The 25,817-nt window shown below is 41.6% G+C and carries 30 protein-coding genes and 5 tRNA genes; 32 read left to right on the top strand and 3 right to left on the bottom strand.

The genetic code is table 11. From position 1 onward, the window contains the following. Nucleotides 1-262: 262 nt before the first annotated feature. Together gmk and nadD are read left to right on the top strand one after the other, a co-directional pair. The gene (gene gmk, locus ACP14Y_RS12900) at nt 263-832 is read left to right on the top strand and encodes a guanylate kinase (protein WP_424963371.1); all 570 of its coding nucleotides are present in this window, start codon (nt 263-265) and stop codon (nt 830-832) included. After that, complete coding sequence (nadD, locus tag ACP14Y_RS12905) at nt 832-1,404, top strand: nicotinate (nicotinamide) nucleotide adenylyltransferase (protein WP_424964438.1); 573 nt, start codon at nt 832-834, stop codon at nt 1,402-1,404. The genes gmk and nadD overlap by 1 nt, the downstream gene beginning before the upstream one ends. A 1-nt stretch (nt 1,405) precedes the next feature. Here the strand turns inward: nadD and frr are convergent, their stop codons facing one another. The 3 genes from frr to ACP14Y_RS12920 are packed head-to-tail and all read right to left on the bottom strand — an operon-like array spanning nt 1,406 to nt 3,234. After that, nucleotides 1,406-1,960 (bottom strand): ribosome recycling factor, encoded by a 555-nt coding sequence (gene frr, locus ACP14Y_RS12910; protein WP_424963372.1) that lies wholly within the window; start codon nt 1,958-1,960, stop codon nt 1,406-1,408. Nucleotides 1,961-1,979: 19 nt separating this feature from the next. After that, nucleotides 1,980-2,684, bottom strand: a complete 705-nt coding sequence (pyrH, locus tag ACP14Y_RS12915; RefSeq protein ID WP_424963373.1) for a UMP kinase — start codon at nt 2,682-2,684, stop codon at nt 1,980-1,982. Between the two features lie 55 nt (nt 2,685-2,739). After that, nucleotides 2,740-3,234 (bottom strand): acetyl-CoA carboxylase biotin carboxyl carrier protein subunit, encoded by a 495-nt coding sequence (locus tag ACP14Y_RS12920; protein WP_424963374.1) that lies wholly within the window; start codon nt 3,232-3,234, stop codon nt 2,740-2,742. 157 nt (nt 3,235-3,391) lie between these two features. Between ACP14Y_RS12920 and ACP14Y_RS12925 the strand changes: the two genes are divergently transcribed. The 30 genes from ACP14Y_RS12925 (at nt 3,392) to rplN (ending at nt 25,817) form a co-directional block, all read left to right on the top strand. Beyond that, nucleotides 3,392-3,474: transfer RNA gene (locus ACP14Y_RS12925), tRNA-Tyr, on the top strand. Between the two features lie 142 nt (nt 3,475-3,616). After that, a tRNA-Gly gene (locus ACP14Y_RS12930) sits at nt 3,617-3,689 on the top strand. Nucleotides 3,690-3,775: 86 nt separating this feature from the next. After that, nucleotides 3,776-3,876 (top strand) — tRNA-OTHER (locus ACP14Y_RS12935). A gap of 106 nt (nt 3,877-3,982) precedes the next feature. Beyond that, nucleotides 3,983-4,054 (top strand) — tRNA-Thr (locus tag ACP14Y_RS12940). 71 nt (nt 4,055-4,125) lie between these two features. Further along, nucleotides 4,126-5,313, top strand: coding sequence for an elongation factor Tu (tuf, locus tag ACP14Y_RS12945; protein ID WP_349564716.1), 1,188 nt, complete (start codon nt 4,126-4,128; stop codon nt 5,311-5,313). 95 nt (nt 5,314-5,408) lie between these two features. Further along, nucleotides 5,409-5,481 (top strand) — tRNA-Trp (locus tag ACP14Y_RS12950). A gap of 20 nt (nt 5,482-5,501) precedes the next feature. Beyond that, the gene (secE, locus tag ACP14Y_RS12955; RefSeq protein ID WP_349564714.1) at nt 5,502-5,693 is read left to right on the top strand and encodes a preprotein translocase subunit SecE; all 192 of its coding nucleotides are present in this window, start codon (nt 5,502-5,504) and stop codon (nt 5,691-5,693) included. A 15-nt stretch (nt 5,694-5,708) separates the two neighbouring features. Further along, entirely contained in the window at nt 5,709-6,272 is a 564-nt protein-coding gene (nusG, locus tag ACP14Y_RS12960) for a transcription termination/antitermination protein NusG (protein WP_349564712.1), read from the top strand. Nucleotides 6,273-6,281: 9 nt separating this feature from the next. Further along, nucleotides 6,282-6,725, top strand: a complete 444-nt coding sequence (gene rplK, locus ACP14Y_RS12965) for a 50S ribosomal protein L11 (RefSeq protein ID WP_424963375.1) — start codon at nt 6,282-6,284, stop codon at nt 6,723-6,725. Between the two features lie 9 nt (nt 6,726-6,734). Then, complete coding sequence (rplA, locus tag ACP14Y_RS12970; protein WP_424963376.1) at nt 6,735-7,436, top strand: 50S ribosomal protein L1; 702 nt, start codon at nt 6,735-6,737, stop codon at nt 7,434-7,436. Between the two features lie 2 nt (nt 7,437-7,438). After that, a complete protein-coding gene (gene rplJ / locus ACP14Y_RS12975; RefSeq protein ID WP_424963377.1) occupies nt 7,439-7,969 on the top strand; it encodes a 50S ribosomal protein L10 in 531 nt (176 codons plus the stop codon). A gap of 31 nt (nt 7,970-8,000) precedes the next feature. Further along, nucleotides 8,001-8,384 (top strand): 50S ribosomal protein L7/L12, encoded by a 384-nt coding sequence (gene rplL, locus ACP14Y_RS12980; protein WP_424963378.1) that lies wholly within the window; start codon nt 8,001-8,003, stop codon nt 8,382-8,384. 113 nt (nt 8,385-8,497) lie between these two features. Next, on the top strand, nt 8,498-12,367 hold the full coding sequence (gene rpoB / locus ACP14Y_RS12985; RefSeq protein ID WP_424963379.1) for a DNA-directed RNA polymerase subunit beta: 3,870 nt from the start codon (nt 8,498-8,500) through the stop codon (nt 12,365-12,367). Nucleotides 12,368-12,423: 56 nt separating this feature from the next. Continuing rightward, complete coding sequence (gene rpoC, locus ACP14Y_RS12990; RefSeq protein ID WP_424963380.1) at nt 12,424-16,734, top strand: DNA-directed RNA polymerase subunit beta'; 4,311 nt, start codon at nt 12,424-12,426, stop codon at nt 16,732-16,734. 6 nt (nt 16,735-16,740) lie between these two features. Next, nucleotides 16,741-17,079 (top strand): DUF3467 domain-containing protein, encoded by a 339-nt coding sequence (locus tag ACP14Y_RS12995; protein ID WP_424963381.1) that lies wholly within the window; start codon nt 16,741-16,743, stop codon nt 17,077-17,079. Nucleotides 17,080-17,209: 130 nt separating this feature from the next. After that, nucleotides 17,210-17,584, top strand: a complete 375-nt coding sequence (gene rpsL, locus ACP14Y_RS13000) for a 30S ribosomal protein S12 (protein WP_089356794.1) — start codon at nt 17,210-17,212, stop codon at nt 17,582-17,584. Between the two features lie 12 nt (nt 17,585-17,596). After that, nucleotides 17,597-18,064, top strand: coding sequence for a 30S ribosomal protein S7 (gene rpsG, locus ACP14Y_RS13005; RefSeq protein WP_349564696.1), 468 nt, complete (start codon nt 17,597-17,599; stop codon nt 18,062-18,064). A gap of 8 nt (nt 18,065-18,072) precedes the next feature. Further along, nucleotides 18,073-20,181, top strand: coding sequence for an elongation factor G (gene fusA, locus ACP14Y_RS13010; protein WP_424963382.1), 2,109 nt, complete (start codon nt 18,073-18,075; stop codon nt 20,179-20,181). A gap of 14 nt (nt 20,182-20,195) precedes the next feature. Continuing rightward, nucleotides 20,196-20,501 (top strand): 30S ribosomal protein S10, encoded by a 306-nt coding sequence (gene rpsJ / locus ACP14Y_RS13015; RefSeq protein ID WP_349564692.1) that lies wholly within the window; start codon nt 20,196-20,198, stop codon nt 20,499-20,501. Nucleotides 20,502-20,673: 172 nt separating this feature from the next. Continuing rightward, nucleotides 20,674-21,306 (top strand): 50S ribosomal protein L3, encoded by a 633-nt coding sequence (gene rplC / locus ACP14Y_RS13020; protein ID WP_349564690.1) that lies wholly within the window; start codon nt 20,674-20,676, stop codon nt 21,304-21,306. 2 nt (nt 21,307-21,308) lie between these two features. Further along, entirely contained in the window at nt 21,309-21,935 is a 627-nt protein-coding gene (gene rplD, locus ACP14Y_RS13025) for a 50S ribosomal protein L4 (RefSeq protein WP_349564688.1), read from the top strand. A 1-nt stretch (nt 21,936) separates the two neighbouring features. After that, entirely contained in the window at nt 21,937-22,224 is a 288-nt protein-coding gene (gene rplW, locus ACP14Y_RS13030) for a 50S ribosomal protein L23 (RefSeq protein ID WP_349564686.1), read from the top strand. 9 nt (nt 22,225-22,233) lie between these two features. Continuing rightward, nucleotides 22,234-23,055: a 50S ribosomal protein L2 gene (gene rplB, locus ACP14Y_RS13035; RefSeq protein ID WP_424963383.1), complete on the top strand. Its 822-nt coding sequence runs from the start codon at nt 22,234-22,236 to the stop codon at nt 23,053-23,055. Continuing rightward, nucleotides 23,055-23,333 carry a 30S ribosomal protein S19 gene (rpsS, locus tag ACP14Y_RS13040; RefSeq protein ID WP_349564682.1) on the top strand — a complete coding sequence of 93 codons (279 nt, stop codon included), beginning with the start codon at nt 23,055-23,057 and terminating at the stop codon, nt 23,331-23,333. Before rplB ends, rpsS begins: the two co-directional genes overlap by 1 nt. Nucleotides 23,334-23,341: 8 nt before the next feature. Continuing rightward, nucleotides 23,342-23,812, top strand: a complete 471-nt coding sequence (rplV, locus tag ACP14Y_RS13045; RefSeq protein ID WP_424963384.1) for a 50S ribosomal protein L22 — start codon at nt 23,342-23,344, stop codon at nt 23,810-23,812. Further along, a complete protein-coding gene (gene rpsC, locus ACP14Y_RS13050) occupies nt 23,812-24,537 on the top strand; it encodes a 30S ribosomal protein S3 (RefSeq protein WP_349564678.1) in 726 nt (241 codons plus the stop codon). The genes rplV and rpsC overlap by 1 nt, the downstream gene beginning before the upstream one ends. A 13-nt stretch (nt 24,538-24,550) precedes the next feature. Beyond that, entirely contained in the window at nt 24,551-24,973 is a 423-nt protein-coding gene (rplP, locus tag ACP14Y_RS13055; protein WP_349564676.1) for a 50S ribosomal protein L16, read from the top strand. Beyond that, complete coding sequence (gene rpmC / locus ACP14Y_RS13060; protein WP_424963385.1) at nt 24,973-25,185, top strand: 50S ribosomal protein L29; 213 nt, start codon at nt 24,973-24,975, stop codon at nt 25,183-25,185. The genes rplP and rpmC overlap by 1 nt, the downstream gene beginning before the upstream one ends. 9 nt (nt 25,186-25,194) lie before the next feature. After that, the gene (gene rpsQ, locus ACP14Y_RS13065) at nt 25,195-25,449 is read left to right on the top strand and encodes a 30S ribosomal protein S17 (protein ID WP_089356807.1); all 255 of its coding nucleotides are present in this window, start codon (nt 25,195-25,197) and stop codon (nt 25,447-25,449) included. Continuing rightward, nucleotides 25,449-25,817, top strand: a complete 369-nt coding sequence (gene rplN / locus ACP14Y_RS13070) for a 50S ribosomal protein L14 (protein ID WP_349564672.1) — start codon at nt 25,449-25,451, stop codon at nt 25,815-25,817. Before rpsQ ends, rplN begins: the two co-directional genes overlap by 1 nt.

Consider the following 25,817-nt stretch of genomic DNA (forward strand, 5'->3'; position numbering starts at 1 on the left):
GAGGATATTGAACCTCATGTTGGATAATGAAGCAACTCCTAACCAGGAGGAATTTTTCTATGGGCACATAGAAAAATGCATGGTTTGTTTCGCTCATTATAACGTAGAGAAACAAATAAGGCAGCTTTTGAAAACCAAGCTCAATAATAAGGAGGTACCTAACGCTCTTGCTGATGAGATCAGGCGAAAGATAGTTTCTTAAACTTTTGCAGTAAGCTCAAATTATATTGTGCCCTGAATCTTTCGGGTTTAAATTCGCCGGATGGAGGGAAAAGCCATCATATTTTCAGCCCCATCTGGTGCAGGTAAGACAACTATCGTTCATAGCTTGCTCGACAGAATTCCGGGTCTCCGATTCTCTATTTCGGCCACCACACGAAAGAAACGACCAACCGAAATTGATGGTCGAGATTATTATTTTCTCCCAGTTGATGAATTTAAATCCAAACAAGACTCAGGCGACCTACTTGAATGGGAAGAGGTGTATACTGACACCTTTTATGGCACGTTGAAAGGTGAAGTAGAAAGAATATGGTCAGAAGGAAATCATGTGATTTTTGATGTGGACGTAAAAGGAGGAAAAAAGCTGAAGCAGATTTTTGGAGATAAAGCACTTTCCATTTTTGTGAAAGTGAAAAGCGAGGATGTACTCCGTGAGCGGCTGAAAAGTAGAAACACGGAAAGTGAAGAAGCCTTGGAGCAGAGGATAAATAAAGCATCCGAGGAAATGAAAGAAGAAGTTCATTTTGATGTGGCAGTGCTCAATGAAAATCTTGATGTGGCTATCAATGAAGCTGAGCGTCTGGTCAAATCATTTATAAGACGAGAATGATGGATGTAGGTTTGTTTTTTGGCTCGTTCAATCCCATTCATTTGGGGCATATGATCATTGCTAACCTGGTAAAGGAAACCACGAGCGTTGATGAAGTATGGTTTATAGTTAGTCCACAAAACCCTTTCAAAAAGAATAAGAACCTACTTCACGAGTTTGATCGACTGGATTTGGTCAATGCTGCAATCGGCGATGATTATCAATTCCGATCCAGTGATATTGAATTTAACATGCCTCGTCCAAGCTACACTATAGATACACTCACCCTTTTACAAGAAAAACATCAGGAGAAGAAATTCAGATTGATTATCGGGGAAGATAACCTAGCTTCATTTCCTAAATGGAAAAATCATGACAAGATCTTGGAGCATTTTGGTTTGATCGTCTATCCAAGACCAAATTCGAAACCATCACAGCTCTCCTCGCATAAAAATGTTCATATGATTGATGCCCCGGAGGTTGATATTTCAGCTACTCTAATCCGAAGATTAATAAAAGAAGAAAAATCTATAAAATATTTGGTGCCAGATTCTGTTGCAGCTTTAATTAAAAGCAAAAAATACTTCCAATGACTTAGACAGTCATGATATCCTTCTCTTTACTCTCAACCAATGTGTCGATTTTTGAAGTGAAAGTATCAGTTAACTCCTGAACCTCATCCTCTGCACTTTTAATCAAATCTTCAGAAACACCATCCAGCTTCTTTAATGAGTCATTCGTTTCTTTTCGTGCATTTCTAATACTAACCTTTCCTTTCTCGGCTTCTGCTTTCACTTGTTTCATCAGATTCAAACGACGCTCCTCAGTAAGTGGAGGGATGTTGATGCGAATTTGTTCTCCATCATTCTGAGGGTTGAAGCCAAGATTGCTATTAATAATTGCTCGTTCAATTTCCTGCAGCATGGCCTTTTCCCATGGCTTCACGCTGATTGTCCGCGCATCAGGAGTAGTCACACCAGCGACTTGATTCAATGGAGTCATAGAGCCATAGTATTCTAACTCTATGCCGTCCAGCATGCTGGGCATAGCTTTACCGGCACGTATTTTTGAGAATTCATCCTTGGTGTGTTTGATGGCTGCTTCCATCATTTCTTTTGCGGTATCCAGATATATATCAATTTCTTCCATGGGTGAAAATTAAATTGTTCTAATGAATTAATGTTCCAACTTCCTTGCCAGCCACAATTTTTTGCAGGTTGCCGGCTTTGTTCATGTCAAAAACTATAATAGGTAGATTGTTTTCCTGGCAAAGAGTGAAAGCGGTCATATCCATAATGTTCAGGTTCTTTTCATATGCTTCCTGAAAAGATATTTTAGAATAACGTTCAGCATTAGGATCTTTTTCTGGATCAGCTGAGTATACGCCATCTACCCTTGTACCTTTCAATACTACGTCTGCCTCTATTTCAATAGCTCTTAGGCTGGCTGTTGAGTCGGTAGTAAAATACGGATTACCTATACCCGCCCCGAAAATCACGACTCTATTTTTTTCCAGATGTCTGATAGCCCTTCGTCTAATGAAAGGTTCACAAACCTGTTCCATTTTCAACCCCGACATAAGACGCGTATACATGCCCTGCTTTTCAAACATACTTTGTAGTGCCATGGCATTTATCACGGTCGCGAGCATGCCCATGTAGTCACCTTGTACTCGGTCAATCCCGGAAGCTTCTGCCTCCACTCCCCGGAATATATTTCCACCTCCGATTACCACAGCAACTTCTACTCCCTTGTTTACTACACTCTTTATTTCCTCCGCATACTGGGTCAGGCGTTTGGAATCTATTCCATGCTGCTTGTCTCCCATCAGCGCTTCCCCGCTCAGTTTCAGTAATATTCGTTTGTAGGTCATTATTTATTTTATATCTAGGATGAAATCGTGCAAATATATAAGGATGCGTTCGGATTTATTCGAAAGAAATAAGTACTTGATTTTTTTCTACATTCTCTTTTTCAGAGATATGTACCTTACTTACTTTTCCTTCTCCCGGAGACTTAATAACATTTTCCATTTTCATCGCCTCCAATACCAATAATGCATCACCTTCATTTACCTCATCACCCTCCGCAACTGTGACACTCAAGATTGAGCCGGGCATTGGTGCTTTGATGTCGGACACCAACGCACTTGCAGCGATGTTCATTCCTAGCTTATCCAGTATATGATCGATATGATCAGTCACTGAAACATCGATCAATTGATCATTTACTTTCAGTTTCATTTCTTTTCCCTGTCTTTCTACTATGTCAACACGAAAAATTTTGTTTGATTTAAAAACTTTATAAGAGCTGTCATTGATTTTAATGATCTCTCCCTCGAATGACTTACCATCGAGAAAAATGCCCTCTTTACTGTTTTCTACTTTGATTTTTTCGGTATCGCCTGCCTTTATTTCTATCATAGAGATGGTGTTTATTTTTTGGCTCGTCAAAAATATGGATTGCATTAGACTTTTTATCTAAAAATGAAGTTTGATTAGTTCAAAAAACCATATACTTTTGCAATCCTTTTTCTGGAAAGTATCTGGAAAAAGTCGTTCTTGAAAGTATTTAAAACAAGGGGAGATACTCAAGCGGCCAACGAGGACAGACTGTAAATCTGTTGGTGTATTCCTTCGCAGGTTCGAATCCTGCTCTCCCCACTTTGAGAAATATCAAATCTCAAAATCCAAATCCCAATCGAAAACCTATGGTGATTTGTTTTTTGACTTTTGGAATTTCAATCAAGCGGGTGTAGCTCACCGGGTCGACGATTCGATTGGTAGAGAGACAGCCGATAAACAAGCGGGTGTAGCTCAGTTGGTAGAGCGACAGCCTTCCAAGCTGTAGGTCGCGGGTTCGAGCCTCGTCACCCGCTCGAATGTTGAAATAATTTCAACATTGAGCGAGCATAGACGGAATCAAAGGATTTCGTTTTAATGTTTTTTGAATTAAAATTTTGGGGTGGGTGTAGCTCCTTGGCAGAGCAACAGCTCGTTCCACTACGGCTTCCAAGCTGTAGGTCGCGGCGGTTCGCCGTTGCGATTCGAGCCTCGTCACCCGCTCAGTTTCATTGAGTAATCAGTGAAGTGAGCTTTGAGTTACTAAGTCAGAGTTTAAGTTCAAGCAAGTCTTAAAACTTGAAACTTTGGACTTGCAACTTAAAATTTAGCCGATGTAGCTCAGGGGTAGAGCGTTTCCTTGGTAAGGAAGAGGTCAGGGGTTCAAATCCCCTCATTGGCTCTTTTCAAGGATAGAAAAAGAAAATAGAGTAATAACAATAATTAATTAAACTAAATCGAGGATTATCAAACATGGCTAAAGAAACCTTTGATCGTTCGAAACCACACGTAAATATTGGTACAATCGGACACGTTGACCATGGTAAAACAACTTTGACTGCTGCAATCTCTAAAGTACTTGCAGACAAAGGTCTTGCCACAGCAAGTGACTTTTCAGCTATTGACAATGCACCTGAAGAAAAAGAAAGAGGTATTACAATCAATAGTTCACACATTGAATATCAAACAGAAAACCGTCACTATGCTCACGTGGACTGCCCGGGTCACGCGGATTATGTAAAGAACATGGTAACTGGTGCTGCTCAGATGGACGGAGCTATCATCGTGGTAGCTGCTACTGACGGACCTATGCCGCAAACAAGAGAGCACATCCTTCTTTCGAGACAGGTAGGTGTACCTGCATTGGTTGTGTTTATGAACAAAGTTGACCTTGTAGATGATCCTGAACTACTTGAACTAGTAGAAATGGAAATCAGAGAGCTTCTTTCTGATTACGACTTCCCAGGTGATGACGTTCCTGTTATCCAGGGTTCTGCTCTTGGTGGTCTTAATGGAGATGCTAAGTGGGTAGAGAAAATCGACGAGCTTATGAAAGCTGTTGATGAGTACATTCCACTTCCAGAAAGAGATGTAGACAAAGATTTCTTGATGCCAGTTGAGGACGTATTCTCAATTACTGGTCGAGGAACGGTTGCTACAGGAAGAATTGAAAGAGGTGTAATCAACTCTGGAGATGGTGTTGACATCATCGGAATGGGAGCTGAAGGACTTACATCTACTGTTACTGGAGTAGAGATGTTCCGTAAGATTCTAGATAGAGGTGAAGCTGGTGATAACGTTGGTCTTCTTTTGAGAGGTATTGAAAAAGATCAGATCAAAAGAGGTATGATTATCTGTAAGCCAGGGTCTGTAACTCCTCATGCTAAATTCAAAGCAGAGGTTTACGTGCTATCAAAAGAAGAAGGTGGACGTCACACTCCATTCTTCAACAAATACAGACCTCAGTTCTACTTAAGAACAACTGACGTAACTGGTGAAATCATGCTTCCTGAGAACGTTGAGATGGTAATGCCAGGTGATAACGTAACAATCGAAGTAAACTTGATCAACCCAGTTGCCCTTGAAAAAGGATTGCGATTTGCGATCAGAGAAGGTGGACGAACTGTAGGTTCTGGTCAGGTAACTGAAATTCTTGATTAATAAATAGTTATCCCGATATGCAATAGTATATCGGGATTTGTTTATACAAACTGATTACTCTAAATTTGCAGTCCTTTTGGGACTGCTTGTTTTTTACGGGTGTAGCTCAATTGGTAGAGTAGCGGTCTCCAAAACCGTTGGTTGGGGGTTCGAGTCCCTCCTCCCGTGCTTTTAAAACGAAGGAAAATATGTCTAAAGTTATCACATTTTTCAAAGAATCATATGACGAGCTCACGCATAAAGTGTCTTGGCCAAAGTATGGTGATTTGCAAAACAGCGCCATTTTGGTGCTCGTAGCATCGTTGATTTTCGCGCTGATGATCGGAGCGATAGACTATGCCTTCGAAAATTTAATGGAATTTATTTATCAAGAACTATAATACGTACGGGACAGGATGGAGCACAAGTGGTACGTAGTTAGAGCCGTAAGCGGCAAGGAAAAAAAAGTCAAGGAAGCCATCGAAAACGAAGTGGCTCGTCAGGAATTGGCTGATTATATCCCTCAGGTACTGATCCCTTCGGAGAAAGTATATGAGATGCGCAATGGCAAAAAAAGAGTAAGAGAAAGAAATTTCTTTCCAGGATATGTATTGATCCAAGCTGACTTCTCCAACGGTGAAGTACAACACCTGGTAACGAATAAGGAGCTAATTCCGAATGTGATCGGCTTTCTAGGATCCACCGGAAGTAGCACCACAAAAGATCCGATTCCTTTAAGACAGTCTGAGGTGAACAGAATCCTCGGAAAAGTTGATGAGGTTGAGGAATATGAAGAGAAGCTGGATACCCCATTCATTGTGGGTGAAAGCGTGAAAGTGATGGACGGTCCCTTTAGTGGCTTCACGGGTACAGTAGAGGAGGTATTTGAGGATCGTAAGAAGCTTAATGTTACGGTTAAGATTTTTGGCAGAAATACACCTGTCGAATTGAATTATATACAGGTAGAAAAAGAAGATTAAAAAGGTAAAATGGCTAAAGAAATAACAGGCTATTTGAAATTACAGATTCGCGGTGGAGCGGCTAACCCTTCTCCTCCGGTAGGACCTGCACTTGGTGCTAAAGGTCTGAATATCATGGACTTCTGTAAGCAGTTTAACGCAAGAACTCAGGATAAGCCAGGACAGCTTCTTCCGGTTGTTGTGACAATCTATGCTGACAAGTCTTTTGACTTTGTAATTAAGACACCTCCGGCTGCATCCCTTATAATGGAAGCAGCTAAGCTTAAGAAAGGATCTTCCGAGCCGAACCGTGTGAAGGTAGGATCTGTAACTTGGGATCAGGTGAAAACAATCGCTGAGACCAAGATGCCGGACCTAAATGCGTTCAACATTGAGTCTGCCATGAGAGTGGTGGCCGGTACAGCGCGAAGCATGGGTGTGAAAATTTCAGGTAAAGCCCCTTGGGCAAATTAATATTTGGTAATGGGAAAGCTTACAAAAAATCAAAAGAAAGCTCAGGAACTGTTAGAGGTTGGTAAAGAGTATTCTTTGGAAGAAGCAGCAAAGCTTGTGAAGGAAATTTCCTTCGAAAAGTTTGACGCTTCTGTAGATGTCGACATCCGATTGGGTGTTGATCCGAAGAAAGCTGACCAGATGGTTCGTGGAGTAGTATCTCTCCCTCACGGAGTAGGTAAAGATGTGAGAGTATTGGTGCTATGCACGCCTGATAAAGAGCAAGAAGCAAAAGATGCTGGTGCTGATCATGTTGGTTTGGATGATTACGTGAAGAAGATCGAAGGAGGATGGACAGATATTGATGTAATTATCACTATGCCAACAGTAATGGCACAAGTAGGTAAACTCGGACGGGTTTTAGGACCTAGAGGTTTGATGCCTAATCCAAAGTCTGGAACAGTGACTATGGATATTGGACAGGCAGTAAAAGAAGTGAAAGCTGGTAAAATCGACTTTAAAGTTGACAAGTTTGGAATCATCCACACAAGTGTAGGAAAAGTGTCTTTCGATGCTGATAAGATTAGGGAAAACGTAATCGAAATGATTCAGACCGTTAACAAATTGAAGCCTGCTTCAGCAAAAGGAGCATACTTCAGGTCGATCACACTCTCAAGTACAATGAGTAGTGGTATAGCAATTGATAAAAGTAGCATAGCGAGCATTAAATAGTTATGACACGAGAAGACAAAGCACAATTAATAAGTGACCTTACTGAAAAGTTTAAGGAATCAGATCATTTCTATATAGCTGACACTTCTGGTCTCACAGTAGCTGAGATTAATAAGTTCAGAGAAATGTGCTTCAATAAAGGAGTAGAATATAAGCTGGTTAAAAACACGCTTATCAAGAAGGCCCTTGAGAATGTAGATGGAGATTTTTCGTCACTGGACGAAGTGTTGAAGGGTACCTCTGGCATCATGTTCGTAAACGAAGTTGCTAATGCTCCTGCGAAGATTATCAAGGACTTCAAAAAAGAAGATCCTCAGGAAAGACCGAAATTCAAGGCTGCTTCCATAGACTCGGATTTATTTATTGGTGAAGACCAACTAAGCGCACTTGCTAGCTTGAAATCTAAGCAAGAGCTTATTGGAGAAATCATCACACTATTGCAATCGCCTGCGAAGAATGTTCTTACTCTACTACAGAGTGGAGAGCATAAGCTTGCTGGTATTGTTAAAACACTTTCAGAAAGAGAGAATTAAAAATTTTTAAACAGAATTAACACTTAATAAAATGGCGGATTTAAAAGAATTTGCAGAGCAATTAGTTAACCTTTCAGTAAAAGAGGTAAACGAACTAGCTGAAATACTTAAAGACGAGTATGGCATTGAGCCTGCTGCAGCTGCAGGACCAGTAATGGTTGCTGGTGGTGCTGGTGGTGACGCTGATGGCGGAGCTGAAGAGAAATCTTCATTCGACGTGATCCTTAAGTCTCCAGGCGGTGCAAAACTTGCTATCGTTAAGTTGGTGAAAGAACTTACTGGACTAGGTCTAAAAGAAGCAAAAGAGCTTGTTGATGGTGCTCCTAAGCCAGTAAAAGAAGGAATCGCTAAAGACGAAGCTGAAGCATTGAAAAAGCAGCTTGAAGAGGCTGGTGCTGAAGTAGAATTAAAGTAATTAGCACATAATACATAAGGTTTAGGCCCTGACAGTCTATCGTCAGGGTCTTTTCCTGTTTGTATGTGATGCTAATGGTCCTTTCAAATTTATAAACTAAAACTCCGTAAGCTTTGGCTAACAACAATAACGCGAGAATCAATTTCTCCTCAATAAAATCAGTTATTGATTATCCGGATTTTCTGGATGTACAATTAAAGTCATTTGTTGATTTTTTCCAACTAGACACACCTGCTGAACACAAAGAAGGTGAAGGCCTTTATAAGGTGTTTATGGAAAACTTCCCAATCACGGATTCCCGAGAGAATTTCGTATTGGAGTTTGTGGACTATACGGTAGATCCTCCCAAGTACAGCATTCAGGAATGCATCGAGAGAGGATTGACGTATTCTGTTCCACTAAAAGCAAAACTTCGTCTGCTATGTAATGACGAAGAAAATGAAGATTTTGAAACGATCGAGCAAGAGGTATTCTTGGGTAATATCCCATACATGACCGAAAAAGGCTCGTTTGTGATCAATGGTGCTGAGCGTGTGATCGTGTCACAACTTCACAGATCACCAGGGGTATTCTTTGCGCAAAGCAAGCACACCAACGGAACGCTGCTATACAGTGCCAGAATTATTCCTTTCAAAGGATCATGGATCGAATTTGCGACGGACGTTAACAATGTGATGTATGCGTACATCGATCGTAAGAAAAAATTCCCTATTACGACCCTTTTAAGATCAATTGGTTATGGTTCAGATAAAGAAATTCTGGATCTGTTTGGTCTTTCGGAAGAAATTGAAGCAACTGAAAAAGAGCTTAAGAAAGTAATCGACCGAAGACTTGCCGCGAGGGTACTTAGAACGTGGACAGAGGATTTCGTGGATGAGGATACCGGTGAAGTGGTTTCCATTGATAGAAACGAAGTAGTCCTGGAACGTGATAGCATTATCACGGAGGATGATATTCAAACAATCATCGATTCAGGAGCTAAGTCTGTTATCATCCATAGAAAGGATGTGAATATCGCTGAATATTCAATCGTATATAATACACTTCAAAAAGATAACTCAAACTCGGAGAAAGAGGCTGTTGAGCAGATTTATCGTCAGTTGAGAAATACGGAGGCTCCTGATGAACAAACTGCACGTGATATTATCACCAGCTTATTCTTCTCAGATAAGCGTTATGATCTTGGAGAAGTAGGGCGATACAGAATCAATAAGAAATTGGGTATTGATACTGATTGGGACCGCAGGGTTTTGACCACTGAGGATATCATCCTTATCGTGAAATACCTGATCGGATTGATCAACAGTAAGGCGGTGGTTGATGATATTGATCACTTGAGTAACAGAAGAGTGCGAACAGTAGGTGAGCAGCTTTACTCTCAATTTGGTGTTGGACTAGCTCGTATGGCAAGAACCATTCGAGAGCGAATGAATGTAAGAGATAATGAAGACTTCAAACCTGTTGATCTGATCAACGCAAGAACACTGTCTTCTGTTATTAACTCATTCTTCGGAACAAACCAGCTGTCTCAGTTCATGGATCAAACGAATCCGCTTGCTGAGGTAACACATAAAAGAAGAATGTCTGCACTTGGGCCTGGAGGTCTTTCGCGAGAAAGGGCAGGTTTTGAGGTTCGAGACGTTCATTACACACACTACGGTAGATTGTGTACTATTGAAACACCAGAGGGTCCAAACATTGGATTGATTTCTTCTCTATGTGTTCATGCCAAAGTGAACCAGATGGGATTCATCGAAACTCCATATAGAGAGGTAGCGAAAGGCACAGTAGATATGTCAGGTAATGTTAAATATCTGACTGCAGAAGAAGAAGATACTCACAACATTGCTCAGGCTAACGCGCCATTGTCTGATAAGGGTAAATTCCTCAATGATAAAATTAAAGCCAGATTTGAAGGGGACTTTCCACTTTGTAATGAAGAGGAAGTAAGCTACATGGACGTAGCTCCTAACCAAATCGTATCAGTAGCCGCATCTATGATTCCATTCCTAGAGCATGATGATGCGAACAGGGCATTGATGGGGTCGAACATGCAGCGTCAGGCAGTTCCTTTGATGAGACCACAGGCACCAATCGTTGGTACAGGTCTTGAAGAGCGAGTAGCACTTGATTCCAGAGCATTGATAAGAGCTGAAAGAGATGGAGTAATCGAGTATGTAGATGCGACTAAGATTACAGTGAAATATGATCTTGATTCTGATGAACAAGTCATTACTTTCAACGACTCTGAAGTGACTTATGACTTGGTTAAGTTCAGAAGAACAAACCAGGACACTTGTATCAACCTGAAGCCGATCGTTAAGAAAGGTGACAAAGTGAAGCAAGGACAAGCACTATGTGATGGATTCGCAACAGAGAAAGGAGAGCTTGCACTTGGTATCAACATGCAGGTGGCATTCATGCCTTGGCAAGGATACAACTTTGAGGATGCGATTGTAATCTCCGAGCGAGTAGTAAGAGAAGATATCTTCACGTCCATTCACATTGATGAATTTGAGCTTGAGGTAAGAGATACGAAGCGAGGAGAAGAAGAGCTAACCAGTGAAATTCCAAACGTTTCTGAAGAGGCTGTTAAAAACCTTGACGAAAACGGAATCATCCGAACTGGAGCAGAGATCAAAGAAGGAGATATCCTGATTGGTAAGATCACTCCAAAAGGAGAATCTGATCCAACACCGGAAGAAAAACTTCTTAGAGCAATCTTCGGAGATAAAGCAGGTGATGTAAAAGATGCTTCATTGAAAGCATCTCCTTCACTTAGAGGGGTAGTTATTGATACCAAGCTCTTCTCAAGACCGAAGAAAGATAAAGATGTAAGAGCCAGAGCAAAGAAAGAAGTTGAACTGCTTAAGAATAAGTACAGCCAGCAACTTTCTGAGGCGAGAGCGACGATGATTGATAAGCTCGCGAAACTTCTTGATGGCAAAACTTGCCAGGGAATCAAGCACAAGTTTGGTGAAGAAGTGATGAGCAAGGGAGTGAAGTTCAGCAAGAAGAATATCGAAGCGAACTTGTTCCCACCTAAGAACAAGTATAGAGACGAGAGTAACTATAATGTACCTGAAGAGGCGAACTTAATTTCTGACCTGATTATCGAGAATTGGGTGACTGATGATAAAACCAATGAGCTGGTATTCAGACTAGTTAAAAATTACATTGGTTTCAGAAATGACATCTCTGGACACTTCAAGAGAGAGAGATTCACGCTTGAGGTAGGAGATGAACTTCCAGCCGGAATCGTTCAGCTTGCAAAAGTTTATGTGGCTAAGAAACGTAAGCTTCAAGTGGGTGATAAGATGGCAGGGCGTCACGGTAACAAAGGGGTTGTAGCGAAGATTGTACGTGAAGAGGATATGCCATTTATGGAGGATGGTACCCCTGTAGATATCGTATTGAATCCACTGGGTGTACCATCAAGGATGAACATCGGTCAGATATATGAGACTGTGCTTGGATGGGCAGGATTGAAGTTGGATAGAAAATATGCTACACCAATTTTCGATGGTGCCACTGAGGAAGAAGTTCAAAAAGAGCTGAAAGATGCTGGGCTACCTGACTTTGGTAGAACCTACTTGTATGATGGCTTAACGGGTGAGCGATTTGATCAGCCGGTGACAGTTGGTGTGATCTACATGCTTAAACTGGGTCACCTGGTAGATGATAAAATGCACGCAAGGAGCATTGGGCCATACTCACTTATTACCCAGCAGCCGCTTGGTGGTAAGGCACAGTTTGGAGGTCAGCGTTTCGGAGAGATGGAGGTTTGGGCTCTTGAGGCATTTGGTGCAGCCAATGTGCTTCAGGAAATTCTTACCATCAAATCCGACGATGTAATAGGTAGAGCAAAAGCTTATGAAGCGATCGTCAAAGGCGAGAACATGAATAAGCCGAACATTCCTGAATCATTCAATGTATTAATACATGAATTGAGAGGGTTGGCTCTTGAAATTACTTTGGACTAATTAATTATTGACAATCATCCCGGGCGATAAATGCCTGGGCTTTATTGATATACAACATGGCGTTCAGAAAAAACAAAAAAATCCACAACGACTTCTCTAAGGTTACCATCAGTCTTGCGTCTCCGGAATCAATTCTGGAAAGCTCGCATGGTGAGGTAACTCAGCCGGAAACCATCAACTATAGAACATACAAGCCAGAGATGGGTGGATTGTTCTGTGAGCGAATTTTCGGTCCGGTGAAGGACTGGGAGTGTCACTGTGGGAAATACAAAAGAATCCGATACAAAGGCATTATTTGTGATCGATGTGGTGTTGAAGTAACCGAGAAGAAGGTTCGTAGAGAAAGAATGGGCCACATTGAGTTGGTAGTACCAGTTGCTCACATTTGGTACTTCAAATCTTTGCCGAATAAGATCGGGTATCTTCTTGGAATTCCAACTAAGAAGCTGGATCAGATCATTTATTACGAACGATACATCGTAATCCAGCCGGGAGTTAAGGAAGAAGATGGAATCTCTAAGCTAGACTTCCTGACAGAAGAAGAATACCTTGATATTCTAGATAAACTTCCAAGGGAAAACCAGATGCTGGAGGACGATGATCCGAATAAGTTCATCGCGAAAATGGGAGCAGACGCATTGGAGATGCTTCTTGGAAGAACACAATTAGATGAGCTTTCTTATGAGCTTCGTCATCAGGCAGCAACAGATACTTCTCAGCAGAGAAAAGCAGAGGCCTTGAAGCGATTGAGAGTTGTAGAGGCATTCAGAGATGCTAAAACTCGTATCGAAAATAAGCCTGAGTGGATGATTGTGAAAATGGTACCTGTAATTCCGCCGGAATTGCGACCATTGGTGCCATTGGATGGTGGTCGATTTGCTACATCTGATTTGAACGACCTCTACAGAAGAGTAATCATCAGAAACAATCGTCTGAAAAGACTAATAGATATCAAAGCTCCGGAAGTAATCCTTCGAAATGAGAAAAGGATGCTTCAGGAAGCAGTAGATTCACTTTTCGATAACTCAAGAAAAGTAAATGCTGTTCGATCTGATGGAAATAGAGCACTCAAATCATTGAGTGATATGCTTAAAGGTAAGCAAGGACGATTCCGTCAAAATCTACTAGGAAAAAGGGTTGACTACTCTGGTCGATCTGTAATCGTGGTAGGTCCTGAGTTGAAAATGCATGAGTGCGGGTTGCCTAAAAACATGGCAGCTGAGCTATTCAAGCCATTCATTATCAGAAAGCTGATCGAGCGTGGAATCGTAAAGACTGTAAAATCTGCGAAGAAAATTGTAGATAGAAAAGATCCTGTGGTTTGGGATATCCTTGAAAATGTATTGAAAGGACACCCAGTATTACTTAACAGGGCACCTACTCTCCACAGATTAGGTATTCAGGCATTCCAGCCAAAGCTTATAGAAGGTAAAGCTATCCAACTTCACCCATTGGCATGTACCGCATTCAACGCTGACTTTGACGGTGATCAAATGGCGGTACACGTTCCTCTTGGACACGAGGCGATTTTGGAGGCTTCTCTATTGATGCTTTCTTCTCACAACATCCTGAACCCTGCGAACGGAGCACCTATTGCGGTACCTTCTCAGGATATGGTATTGGGTCTTTATTACATTACTAAAGGCAGAAGAAGCACAGACAAAGAAAAAATGGCTGGGGAAGGTAAGATTTTCTACTCTCACGAGGAGGTAATCATTGCCCTGAACGAAAAGCAAATTTCTCAGCACGCATACATCAAAGTGAGAACGAAAGTTCGAAATGAGAAAGGTGAGCTTGAAACTAAGATCATAGAAACTGTAGCTGGGAGAGTACTATTTAATGAGTCTGTTCCAGAAGAGGTGGGATTCGTTAACGAACTCCTTACCAAGAAGAAGCTTCAGAAGATCATCTCTAATGTGTTCAAGATTGTAGGAATGGCTAGAACAGCCCACTTCCTTGATGACATTAAAGATCTTGGATTCAAAATGGCTTATAAAGGCGGCCTGTCTATGGGTCTTGATAACATCAACATTCCGGAGGAAAAAGAGAAGCTGGTAGCTCAGGCTAAGGAAGAGGTGGATGCTGTTTGGCAAAACTACCTCATGGGTCTGATTACGGATAATGAGCGTTACAATCAGGTGATTGATATCTGGACCAGAACGAACACCATGCTGACCAACTCGCTGATGAAGCAGATGGAAGAGGATGATCAAGGCTTCAACTCGATTTACATGATGATGCACTCAGGTGCAAGGGGATCGAGAGAGCAGATCCGTCAGCTTGGAGGAATGAGAGGATTGATGGCTAAGCCACAGAAGAATCTTCAGGGATCAGTAGGTGAGATTATTGAAAACCCGATCCTTTCAAACTTTAAGGAAGGACTTGACGTAATTGAGTACTTCATCTCCACGCACGGTGCGAGAAAAGGACTTGCAGATACAGCATTGAAAACTGCAGATGCGGGTTACCTGACAAGGCGTTTGGTTGATGTTGCTCAGGATGTAGTAATCAACGAAGATGATTGTGGTACACTAAGAGGACTTTCTGTTTCTGCCTTAAAGGATAACGAAGAAGTGGTGGAAGCACTATCTGAAAGAATTCTAGGTCGAGTATCTGTTCATGATATTTATGATCCAATTACTGAAGAGCTCATAATTGAATCTGGAGCTGAATTCACAGAGGAAATTTCTGACTACATTGATCAGTCAAGCATTGAAGAAGTAGAGATTAGATCCGTATTGACATGCGAAACTCGTCAAGGAGTTTGTGCGAAGTGTTACGGTCGAAACCTATCAACAGGTAAGATGTCTCACGTAGGAGAGTCTGTTGGTGTGATCGCAGCTCAGTCAATTGGTGAGCCAGGTACACAGCTTACGTTGAGAACCTTCCACGTAGGGGGTACTGCTTCAAATATTGCAGTAGACGCGAACATTAAAGCTAAATTCGATGGTGTTGTTGAGTTTGACGAGCTGAGAACAGTGAAGTCAACAGACGATGAAGGAAATAAGATCGAAGTAGTAATGGGCCGATCTGGAGAGATCAAGATCCTCGATGCTAAGAAAGAAAAAGTATTGATCTCTAACCACGTTCCTTATGGAGCAATCCTTAAGGTGAAAGACGGTGGTAAAGTGGCGAAAGGCGATGAGCTATGCTACTGGGATCCATATAATGCGGTGATTATGTCCGAGTTTGACGGAACTGCGTCGTTTGATTCAATCATTGAAGGGGTTACTTTCAAAGAAGAATCCGATGAGCAGACTGGCCACAGAGAGAAAGTAATCATCGATACGAAAGATAAGACTAAGAACCCTGCAATAGAGATTGTTGGTAAAGATGGCTCTACAGAGAAAGCTTATAACATTCCGGTAGGAGCGCACTTAGCTGTAGAAGAAGGAGATAAAATCAAGCCAGGTCAGGTACTAGCGAAGATTCCTCGAAAAACTGGTAAGTCTAGAGACATTACCGGAGGTCTTCCAAGAGTAACTGAACTATTTGAGGCTAGAAACCCATCTAACCCAGCCGTAGTAAGTGAGATCGATGGTGTAGTAGAGTATGGTGGAATCAAACGTGGTAACAGAGAAATTTATATCGAATCGAAAGACGGTGTGAAGAAGCGTTACATGGTACCACTTTCTAAGCACATCCTTGTTCAGGATAATGATTATGTCCGGGCAGGAGATGCACTTTCAGATGGTGCCATCACTCCAGCGGATATCTTGAAAATCAAAGGACCTACTGCTGTTCAGGAATACTTGGTAAATGAAATTCAGGAAGTCTACCGACTGCAAGGTGTGAAGATCAATGATAAGCACATCGAAGCAATCGTTCGTCAGATGATGCAAAAGGTAGTTATCGAGAATCCGGGAGATACCATGTTCTTGACTAATCAGTTGGCTGATCGTTTCGCCTTCATGGAAGAAAACGACAACATTCTTGATAAGAAAGTAGTCGTGGATTCAGGAGATTCTTCTAACTATAAGGCAGGACAAATCATTGATGCGAGAAGCTTACGTGATGAAGTGTCTAGCTTGAAGCGAAGAGACTTGAAGCCAATGGTGACGCGAGATGCAGAGCCGGCTACAGGTAAACCGACACTTCAGGGTATCACTCAGGCATCACTCGGAACTGAGAGCTTCATTTCTGCAGCATCATTCCAGGAGACTACCAAAGTATTGAGCGAAGCTTCCATCAAAGGAAAAGCTGATACCTTGATTGGTCTTAAGGAAAATGTGATCGTAGGTCATTTGATCCCTGCAGGAACAGGAATTAGAAAGCATCAGAAATACATCGTAAACTCTCAGGAGGAATACGAAAAGCTGGTTGCTTCTAAAGAGGAGTTCGAATCTAAAGAGGTGGAGGAAGCCTAGGGTTTTATGAGCGACGATCAGAAAAAGAAAGACGATAAAAATCCAAACAATAATCAGATTAACATAGAGCTCTCGGAAGAAATTGCCGAGGGCATCTATGCCAATCTGGCCATGATTGCACATTCCAGTAGCGAATTTGTGATCGACTTCATTCGACTGATGCCCGGTGTTCCCAAAGCCAAAGTAAAGTCACGTATTGTCGTCACTCCGGAGCATGCAAAACGTTTGCTAAATGCCCTGCAGGACAATATTCAAAAGTATGAAGCTACTTTTGGTGAAGTAAAGCAGAGTGAAGAAACACCAAAATTCCCGATGAATTTTGGAGGAACTATGGGTGAAGCGTAAGATGTATCCAGTCTTACGAATAAATATTTCCGGAATATTCCAGTTAATTAATGTTTTAACTTTTTGATATAATCTCAATATATCTATCTTTGCGTTCCCAAAATTTTGGGACGATTAGAAATTATAGCGTATGCCAACTATACAACAATTAGTAAGGAAGGGTAGAAAAAAGCTGACTTCAAAGTCTAAATCCCCAGCGTTGGACTCTTGTCCACAGAGAAGAGGAGTATGTACTCGTGTGTACACCACTACTCCTAAGAAACCAAACTCAGCAATGAGGAAAGTTGCAAGGGTAAGACTTACCAATGGAAAAGAAGTAAACGCTTACATCCCGGGAGAAGGACACAATCTTCAGGAACACTCAATCGTGTTAATTAGAGGAGGAAGGGTAAAAGACCTTCCAGGTGTAAGATATCACATCATTAGAGGTGCGTTGGATACTGCTGGTGTAAACGGACGTCTACAAAGAAGATCTAAATACGGCGCGAAGCGACCTAAAAAATAATTTGCAGGAGAAATGAGAAAAGCAAAACCAAAAAAGAGATACATCCTTCCTGATCCTATTTATCAGGACACACTTGTAACCAAGTTTGTGAACAACCTTATGTTGGATGGTAAGAAAAGTATCTCTTATAACATCTTCTACAATGCAATCAATCAAGTAGAAGAAAAAACAGGTGAAAATGGTCTTGAAACCTGGAAGACGGCTCTAAGCAACATTATGCCGTCTGTAGAGGTAAAGGCTAGAAGAGTAGGTGGTGCCAATTTCCAGGTACCTATCGAAGTTCGTCCTGACAGAAAAATCGCTCTTGGCATCAAATGGATGATCAAATACGCTAGACTAAGAGGCGAAAAAACCATGCAAGACAGACTTGCACAGGAAATTATTGCCGCATCAAAAGGTGAAGGAGCCGCTGTGAAGAAAAAAGACGAAATGCACAGAATGGCTGAAGCTAATAAAGCATTCTCACACTTCAGATTCTAAGAACCAAAATGGCTAGAGACTTAAGACTTACAAGAAATATCGGTATCGCAGCACACATTGATGCCGGAAAAACAACTACTACCGAGCGTATCCTTTATTACGCGGGTGTAAAACATAAAATCGGTGAAGTGCACGATGGTGGTGCTGAGATGGACTGGATGGAGCAGGAGCAGGAAAGAGGTATTACCATTACTTCAGCTGCTACTACTGTATTCTGGAAATATAAAGGAGACGATTACCACATCAACATCATCGATACACCGGGACACGTTGACTTTACGGTAGAGGTAAATAGATCACTTCGTGTACTAGATGGTCTTGTATTTCTTTTCAGTGCTGTAGACGGTGTTGAGCCTCAGTCTGAAACAAACTGGAGACTTGCTGACAACTATAAAGTAGCCCGAATTGGATTCGTGAATAAAATGGATCGTGCGGGTGCTGACTTCTTAAAAGTTTGTAAGCAGGTAAAGGAAATGCTTGGTACTAAAGCTGTACCACTTCAATTGCCAATTGGTGCTGAAGAAAACTTCAAAGGAGTGGTTGATCTTGTAGAAAACAAGGCTTATGTCTGGAATGAAGAAGACATGGGTATGACTTTCGAAGAGGTTGACATCCCTGCAGATATGCAGTCTGATGTTGATGAGTACAGAGAGCATTTAGTTGAGTCAGTTGCTGAGTATGACGAGGCACTGATGGAAAAATATTTTGAAGATCCTGATAGCATCACAAGAGATGAAATTGTAGCAGCATTGAGAGCGGCTACTATTGATTTGGCTTTCGTGCCAATGCTTTGTGGATCTGCCTTTAAAAACAAAGGAGTTCAGACGCTATTGAACTATGTGATGGAGTTACTTCCATCTCCACTAGATAGAGATAGTATTACAGGAACCAATCCTGATACTGAAGAGCCTGCAACAAGAAAGCCATCACCTGATGAGCCATTTGCTGCACTTGCTTTCAAAATCGCAACTGATCCATTCGTTGGTCGACTATGCTTCGTGAGATCATACTCTGGAACTTTGGAGTCTGGTTCATATGTGTTCAATACACGAACCAATAAGAAGGAACGAATCTCTCGTATTTTCCAGATGCACGCGAACAAGCAGAATCAAATCGATCAACTGCATTGTGGAGATATCGGAGCAGTAGTAGGGTTTAAAGACATTAAAACGGGAGACACGCTTTGTAATGAAAAAGCGAAGATTGTATTAGAATCTATGGTCTTCCCAGATCCGGTAATCGGTTACGCGATTGAGCCTAAAGCTCAGGCAGATGTCGATAAACTAGGAGTAGCTATTGGTAAGTTGGTTGAGGAAGATCCAACCCTACAGGTAGAAACCAACCATGAAACAGGTCAGACTATCCTTAAGGGAATGGGAGAGCTTCACCTGGATATCATCATCGATCGATTAAAGAGAGAATTTAAAGTAGAGATTAACCAGGGAGCTCCTCAGGTTGCATACAAAGAAGCAATTACTTCTGCTGTAGAGCACAAAGAGGTTTACAAAAAGCAAACAGGTGGACGAGGTAAGTTCGCGGATATCGTATTCGAGATCGGACCAAAAGACGAAGATTACGAGCAAACTGGGCTTCAGTTCGTTAACCAGATTGTAGGTGGTGTAATTCCTAAAGAATTCATCCCGGCTATTCAGAAAGGGTTCGAGCAGGCGATGCAAAATGGACCTCTTGCGGGTTATCCAATCGATAACATGAAAGTAAGATTGTATCATGGATCATTCCACGATGTGGATTCAGATTCACTATCTTTCGAACTTGCAGCGAGATCAGGCTTCAAAGAAGCTGCCTCTAAATGTAGTCCAGTGATCCTTGAGCCAGTAATGGCAGTAGAGGTGGTTACGCCGGATGAGTACACAGGTACAATTACAGGTGACCTTAATAAACGAAGAGGTATCATGAAGGGAATGGATACTAGAGGAACCTCTACAGTTGTGAAAGCAGATGTTCCACTATCTGAACTATTCGGATATGTGACTGACCTAAGAACAAACTCATCAGGTAGAGCTACTGCTTCATTGACGTTCTCGCACTACGATCAAGTGCCTAAGAATATTGCTGAAGGAGTTATTGCTGAAGTAAAAGGCACAGCCAACGTATAAAAGATTAGAAGAAGATGAATCAGAAAATTAGAATAAAACTTAAGTCTTACGACCACAACTTGGTTGACAAGTCTTCTGAAAAAATTGTTCGAGCGGTGAAGACCACAGGAGCTGTTGTTAGTGGACCAATCCCACTTCCAACTGTGAAGGAAAAATTCACTGTCCTTAAGTCACCTCACGTGAACAAAAAGGCACGAGACCAATTTCAGCTTTGCACATATAAAAGACTGGTAGATATCTACAGCAACAGTGCGAAGACAGTTGATGCACTTATGAAGCTTGAGCTTCCGAGTGGAGTAGACGTGGAGATTAAAGTATAACTCGGTTTTAAGCCGGAAAAGAGAACCAATTGGTCTTTATCGATTGGTTCTTTTTTTGTCTAAAAAATAACCGATCAAAGTTTTTGTTCGGCATACGGATTTGCTATCTTTGCAGTCCTTTTCACGAAAAGTTTGCCTGAGAGGGTAATTAAAAGATATAAACGAGTAGAAAATGCCTGGTTTAATAGGAAGGAAAGTAGGAATGACAAGTGTCTTCGACGAGAACGGTAAAAGCATCGCTTGTACCCTTGTTGAAGCTGGTCCTTGCGTCGTGACTCAAGTTAAGAACGAAGAGACCGATGGATATAAAGCTGTGCAGTTGGCTTATGGGGAGCGGAAAGAAAAAAACACACCTAAAGCACTTCAGGGACATTTTGCTAAGGCAAAGACTACTCCGAAAGTGAAGGTGGTGGAATTCAGAGATTTCAGAGAAGAGTTTGAGGATAAAGTAAAGCTTGGAAATGAAATCAAAATAGAAGATGTATTCAATGAGCAGGACTTTGTGGATGCGATTGGAACATCAAAAGGAAAAGGTTTCCAGGGAGTTGTAAAGAGACACGGATTTGGTGGTGTTGGACAAGCAACTCACGGTCAGCATAATAGAATGAGAGCGCCAGGTTCAATTGGTGCAGCTTCATTCCCATCAAGAGTTTTCAAAGGCCTTAGAATGGCCGGAAGAACTGGTGGAGATCGTGTGAAGGTATTGAACCTTCGAATCATGAAGGTTTATCCTGAAAAGAACTTAGTGCTTGTATCAGGAGCAATTCCGGGAGCTAAAAATTCATTCGTAATACTTGAGAAGTAATCATGAAGGTAGCTGTATTAAATATTAAAGGAGAGGAAACAGGTAGAGAGATCAGCCTGGATAAAAGCATCTTTGGCATTGAGCCGAATGAGCATGCTGTCTACCTTGATGTAAAAAACTATCTGGCCAATCAGAGGCATGGTAATGCCAAGACGAAAGAGCGAGGTGAGATCGTAGGATCTACGAGAAAGATCAAGAAGCAAAAGGGAACAGGTACTGCAAGAGCAGGTAGCATCAAGTCTCCTATCTTCAGAGGTGGAGGAACCATCTTTGGACCAAAACAAAGAGATTACGGCTTTAAGCTGAATAAGAAGGTCAGAAAACTTGCTCGCAAGTCAGTACTTTCTTCAAGAGCAAAAGAGAAAGCTATTCAGATTTTAGAAGACTTCACTTTCGAAGCGCCTAAAACAAAAGAATTCATCAGCCTTCTAAATAGCCTTTCGGTTTCAGACAAGAAGTCATTGTTGCTAGTGAGCGACAAAAACAAGAATATTTTCTTGTCTTCCCGAAATCTTAAGAAAGCACATGTTTCAACTGTTGATGAAGTGAATACCTATGATTTGATCAATGCAGAGCGTTTGATCCTTTGTGAGGGTACACTTGAACAACTAAAAGAAAGATTTAACTAAGATGGGAGTTTTAATTAAACCATTAGTTACTGAGAAAGTATCCGCGCTAAACGAGCACGGGCAGTACGGGTTCGTGGTTGCCAAGGATGCAAATAAGGTTCAGATTAAGACTGAAGTTGAAAAAACTTACGGTGTTACTGTTGAATCTGTAAATACAATGATCCAACCAGGTAAATCGAAAAGAAGATATACCAAATCAAGAATCATTGAAGGAAGAACTCCAGCTTACAAGAAGGCTATAGTGCAGGTGGCTGAGGGTGATATAATTGATTTTTATAGCGGAATATAATAGAGAGAAATGGCTGTAAAAAAACTTAAACCGACTACCCCAGGACAGAGATACCGATTGGCTCCTGTCTTTGATGATGTAACCAAGTCCACTCCAGAGCGGTCATTGGTGGCTACATCAAAAAGAAACGGAGGTAGAAACAATCAGGGTAGAATGACTGTGCGCAATGTTGGCGGTGGTCACAAGCGAAAGCTACGACTTATCGACTTCAAAAGAGATAAGCACGGAATCCCTGCAACAGTGAAGGCAATTGAGTACGATCCGAACAGATCTGCTAGAATCGCATTGCTTTACTATGCTGACGGTGAAAAAAGATACATGCTGGCTCCAGCAGGATTAGAGGTTGGAACTGTAATAAACTCTGGAAAAGGAGTTGCCCCGGAAGTAGGGAATGCATTGTTCCTTTCTGATATACCTCTAGGTACAATTATTCACAATGTGGAGTTGAAGCCTGGTAAGGGTGGAGTTATGGCAAGAAGCGCAGGAACCTACGTGCAATTGGTAGCAAGAGAAGGAAAATACTCTACAGTTAAGCTTCCTTCTGGTGAAATGAGATTGGTATTGAATACGTGTCTTGCCACAGTAGGAGTTGTTTCTAACTCTGATCACATGTCTGTTAGACTTGGTAAGGCTGGTAGAAACAGATGGTTAGGTAAGCGTCCTAGAGTAAGAGGTGTAGCGATGAACCCGGTAGATCACCCAATGGGAGGTGGTGAAGGTAGAGCTTCAGGAGGACACCCAAGATCTAGAAACGGTCTGTACTCGAAAGGTATGAAGACCCGAAGACCAAATAAATATTCTGATAAGCAGATAGTTAAACGAAGGAAATAATGTCAAGATCATTAAAGAAAGGGCCTTATATAGACTTTCGTCTTGAGAAGAAAGTTGACGCGATGAATGAGTCGGGTAAGAAGTCTGTGATCAAAACCTGGTCAAGACGCTCTATGATATCTCCGGATTTCGTAGGACATACTTTCGCCGTACACAATGGAAATAAATTCATTCCTGTTTTCGTAACTGAAAACATGGTAGGACATAAACTTGGTGAATTCGCTCCAACGAGAAACTTCAGAGGACACATCGCCAAGAAGGATAAAGGTAAAAGATAAGAGCACCAATGGAAGCTGAAAAGAAACTAAAAAAATCAGTACGAATCAGACTTCAGAAAGAAGCTGAGAAAAAATTCCGTGAGGAGAACAAAGGAAAACTAGGTGCAGTGAAATCTTCACTTAGAAATGTTCCAACCTCTCCACGAAAAATGAGGCTCGTTGCTGACATGATTCGAGGTGAGCGTGCAAACATTGCTCTTAACATCCTTCGTTTTGATTCACACCAGGCTTCACAAACATTAGAGAAGCTTCTTTTGACAGCTATCGCTGACTGGCAAATGCAAAATGAAGACATCAGCATCGAAGAAGCTGATCTTTATGTGAAAGAAATCTATGTGGATAGTGCTCGAATGCTGAAAAGACTGAGACCTGCTCCACAAGGAAGAGCTCACAGAATCAGAAAAAGATCAAATCATGTGACTATCGTAATCGATAATCACAATCAGGATACTAACGAAACTAAAGAAAGCAACAAGTAATGGGACAAAAAGTAAACCCAGTTGGATTTAGATTAGGAGTTATCAAAGGGTGGGATTCTGCCTGGTTTGATAGTAAGTCCTATGCTGACAAAATTGTTGAAGACAACAAAATTCGTAAATACATCGCTGCACGTATGCCTAAAGGAGGCATCTCTAAAGTGGTGATCGAACGAACGCTAAAAAGAATTACCCTTACAGTTCATACGGCTCGTCCTGGAGTAGTGATCGGTAAAGGGGGATCTGAAGTAGATAAGATCAAAGAAGAGTTGAAAAACCTGACTGGAAAAGATCTTCAGATCAATATTTTCGAAATAAAGAGACCTGAACTGGATGCGAAGTTGGTAGGTGAGTCTATCGCACAGCAGCTTCAGGCTAGAATCTCTTTCCGAAGAGCGATGAAACAGGCAATTGCTTCTTCAATGAGAGTAGGGGCTCAAGGAATTAAGATTAAATGCTCAGGAAGATTAGGTGGCGCTGAAATGGCACGAAGTGAGCAGTACAAAGAAGGAAGAATTCCACTTCACACGTTGAGAGCAGATATCGATTATGCGATTACTGAAGCTCACACCATCTATGGTAAGATTGGTATCAAGGTGTGGATATTCAAAGGAGAGGTTTTCGGTAAAAGAGACCTTTCACCTAATGTAGGTCAAGGTCAGACCGGAGGGAATGCTCCAGGTGGCGGTCCTAACAGAAGGAGAAGAGATAATAGAAGAAGAAAGTAAAGTTTTGTAGAGCATGTTACAGCCAAAACGAACGAAATTTAGAAAAATGCAAAAAGGCCGAGTGAAGGGTCTTGCTCAACGTGGGCATAGACTGGCATTCGGAACTTTTGGAATCAAGGCGATGGAGCCGGGATGGATCACTAGCCGTCAGATTGAGGCAGCCAGGATTGCCATGACCAGAGCGATGAAAAGGGAAGGTCAGGTATGGATCCGAATCTTTCCGGACAAGCCTGTGACTAAGAAGCCTGCTGAGGTACGGATGGGTAAGGGTAAAGGAGCTCCTGAATACTGGGTAGCCACTGTAAAGCCTGGAACCATTTTGTTCGAAGCTGCAGGTGTGGATATCGAGTTGGCTAGAGAGGCTTTACGATTGGCTGAACAAAAGCTGCCAATCTCAACAAAATTTACAATTGCAAGAGATTATAAGCCAGAGTAATGAAAAATTCTGAACTAAGAGGATTGAGCCTGGATGAGCTGAAAAACAAGCTTGCAGTAGAGAAGGAGAACTATGCCAAACTAAAGTTTGCTCATAGCATTACTCCAATCGAAAACCCAATGAAAATTCGGGAGAATAGAAAATTGGTGGCAAGAATTGAGACAGAAATCAGAGCTAAAGAATTAAATCAAGTTGCTGAAGCAAGCAAATAATTTTCAGTGATGGAAAGAAATCTAAGAAAAGAAAGAATCGGACAAGTGGTGAGCAATAAAATGCAGAAAAGCATCACTGTGGCTGTAGAACGAAAAGTTAAGCACCCGATCTACGGAAAATTTGTGAGAAAAACCACTAAGCTCACAGCTCATGATGAGAAAAACGATTGCAATATCGGTGATACCGTTAAAGTGATGGAAACTCGCCCAATGAGCAAAAGCAAAAGATGGAGGTTAGTAGAAATTATTGAAAGAGCAAAATAATGGTACAGCAGGAGTCAAGATTATCGGTTGCGGACAACAGCGGCGCTAAAGAAGTGCTTGTGATCCGTGTGCTTGGTGGCACTAAGAAGCGATATGCTTCTGTTGGTGACAAAGTGATTGTGACTGTTAAGCATGCACTTTCATCAAGTAGTTTAAAAAAAGGAACTGTATCCAGAGCGGTTGTTGTAAGAACGAAGAAGGAAGTACGAAGAAAAGACGGCACATATATCCGATTTGAAGATAATGCAGCTGTACTCCTTACTGCCAATGATGAGCCAAGAGGTACAAGGATCTTTGGCCCTGTGGCAAGAGAGCTTAGAGAAAAGCAGTTCATGAAAATTGTATCATTAGCACCAGAAGTACTTTAA

The sequence above is a fragment of the Ekhidna sp. genome (genome assembly GCF_965247405.1).
Classification (GTDB): domain Bacteria; phylum Bacteroidota; class Bacteroidia; order Cytophagales; family Cyclobacteriaceae; genus Ekhidna.

Coding starts and splice junctions, on each gene's coding strand:
- gmk (WP_424963371.1), top strand. CDS start 263: ATGGAGGGAAAAGCCATCATATTTTCAGCCCCATCTGGTGCAGGTAAG.
- nadD (WP_424964438.1), top strand. CDS start 832: ATGGATGTAGGTTTGTTTTTTGGCTCGTTCAATCCCATTCATTTGGGG.
- frr (WP_424963372.1), bottom strand. CDS start 1,960: ATGGAAGAAATTGATATATATCTGGATACCGCAAAAGAAATGATGGAA.
- pyrH (WP_424963373.1), bottom strand. CDS start 2,684: ATGACCTACAAACGAATATTACTGAAACTGAGCGGGGAAGCGCTGATG.
- ACP14Y_RS12920 (WP_424963374.1), bottom strand. CDS start 3,234: ATGATAGAAATAAAGGCAGGCGATACCGAAAAAATCAAAGTAGAAAAC.
- tuf (WP_349564716.1), top strand. CDS start 4,126: ATGGCTAAAGAAACCTTTGATCGTTCGAAACCACACGTAAATATTGGT.
- secE (WP_349564714.1), top strand. CDS start 5,502: ATGTCTAAAGTTATCACATTTTTCAAAGAATCATATGACGAGCTCACG.
- nusG (WP_349564712.1), top strand. CDS start 5,709: ATGGAGCACAAGTGGTACGTAGTTAGAGCCGTAAGCGGCAAGGAAAAA.
- rplK (WP_424963375.1), top strand. CDS start 6,282: ATGGCTAAAGAAATAACAGGCTATTTGAAATTACAGATTCGCGGTGGA.
- rplA (WP_424963376.1), top strand. CDS start 6,735: ATGGGAAAGCTTACAAAAAATCAAAAGAAAGCTCAGGAACTGTTAGAG.
- rplJ (WP_424963377.1), top strand. CDS start 7,439: ATGACACGAGAAGACAAAGCACAATTAATAAGTGACCTTACTGAAAAG.
- rplL (WP_424963378.1), top strand. CDS start 8,001: ATGGCGGATTTAAAAGAATTTGCAGAGCAATTAGTTAACCTTTCAGTA.
- rpoC (WP_424963380.1), top strand. CDS start 12,424: ATGGCGTTCAGAAAAAACAAAAAAATCCACAACGACTTCTCTAAGGTT.
- ACP14Y_RS12995 (WP_424963381.1), top strand. CDS start 16,741: ATGAGCGACGATCAGAAAAAGAAAGACGATAAAAATCCAAACAATAAT.
- rpsL (WP_089356794.1), top strand. CDS start 17,210: ATGCCAACTATACAACAATTAGTAAGGAAGGGTAGAAAAAAGCTGACT.
- rpsG (WP_349564696.1), top strand. CDS start 17,597: ATGAGAAAAGCAAAACCAAAAAAGAGATACATCCTTCCTGATCCTATT.
- fusA (WP_424963382.1), top strand. CDS start 18,073: ATGGCTAGAGACTTAAGACTTACAAGAAATATCGGTATCGCAGCACAC.
- rpsJ (WP_349564692.1), top strand. CDS start 20,196: ATGAATCAGAAAATTAGAATAAAACTTAAGTCTTACGACCACAACTTG.
- rplC (WP_349564690.1), top strand. CDS start 20,674: ATGCCTGGTTTAATAGGAAGGAAAGTAGGAATGACAAGTGTCTTCGAC.
- rplD (WP_349564688.1), top strand. CDS start 21,309: ATGAAGGTAGCTGTATTAAATATTAAAGGAGAGGAAACAGGTAGAGAG.
- rplW (WP_349564686.1), top strand. CDS start 21,937: ATGGGAGTTTTAATTAAACCATTAGTTACTGAGAAAGTATCCGCGCTA.
- rplB (WP_424963383.1), top strand. CDS start 22,234: ATGGCTGTAAAAAAACTTAAACCGACTACCCCAGGACAGAGATACCGA.
- rpsS (WP_349564682.1), top strand. CDS start 23,055: ATGTCAAGATCATTAAAGAAAGGGCCTTATATAGACTTTCGTCTTGAG.
- rplV (WP_424963384.1), top strand. CDS start 23,342: ATGGAAGCTGAAAAGAAACTAAAAAAATCAGTACGAATCAGACTTCAG.
- rpsC (WP_349564678.1), top strand. CDS start 23,812: ATGGGACAAAAAGTAAACCCAGTTGGATTTAGATTAGGAGTTATCAAA.
- rplP (WP_349564676.1), top strand. CDS start 24,551: ATGTTACAGCCAAAACGAACGAAATTTAGAAAAATGCAAAAAGGCCGA.
- rpmC (WP_424963385.1), top strand. CDS start 24,973: ATGAAAAATTCTGAACTAAGAGGATTGAGCCTGGATGAGCTGAAAAAC.
- rpsQ (WP_089356807.1), top strand. CDS start 25,195: ATGGAAAGAAATCTAAGAAAAGAAAGAATCGGACAAGTGGTGAGCAAT.
- rplN (WP_349564672.1), top strand. CDS start 25,449: ATGGTACAGCAGGAGTCAAGATTATCGGTTGCGGACAACAGCGGCGCT.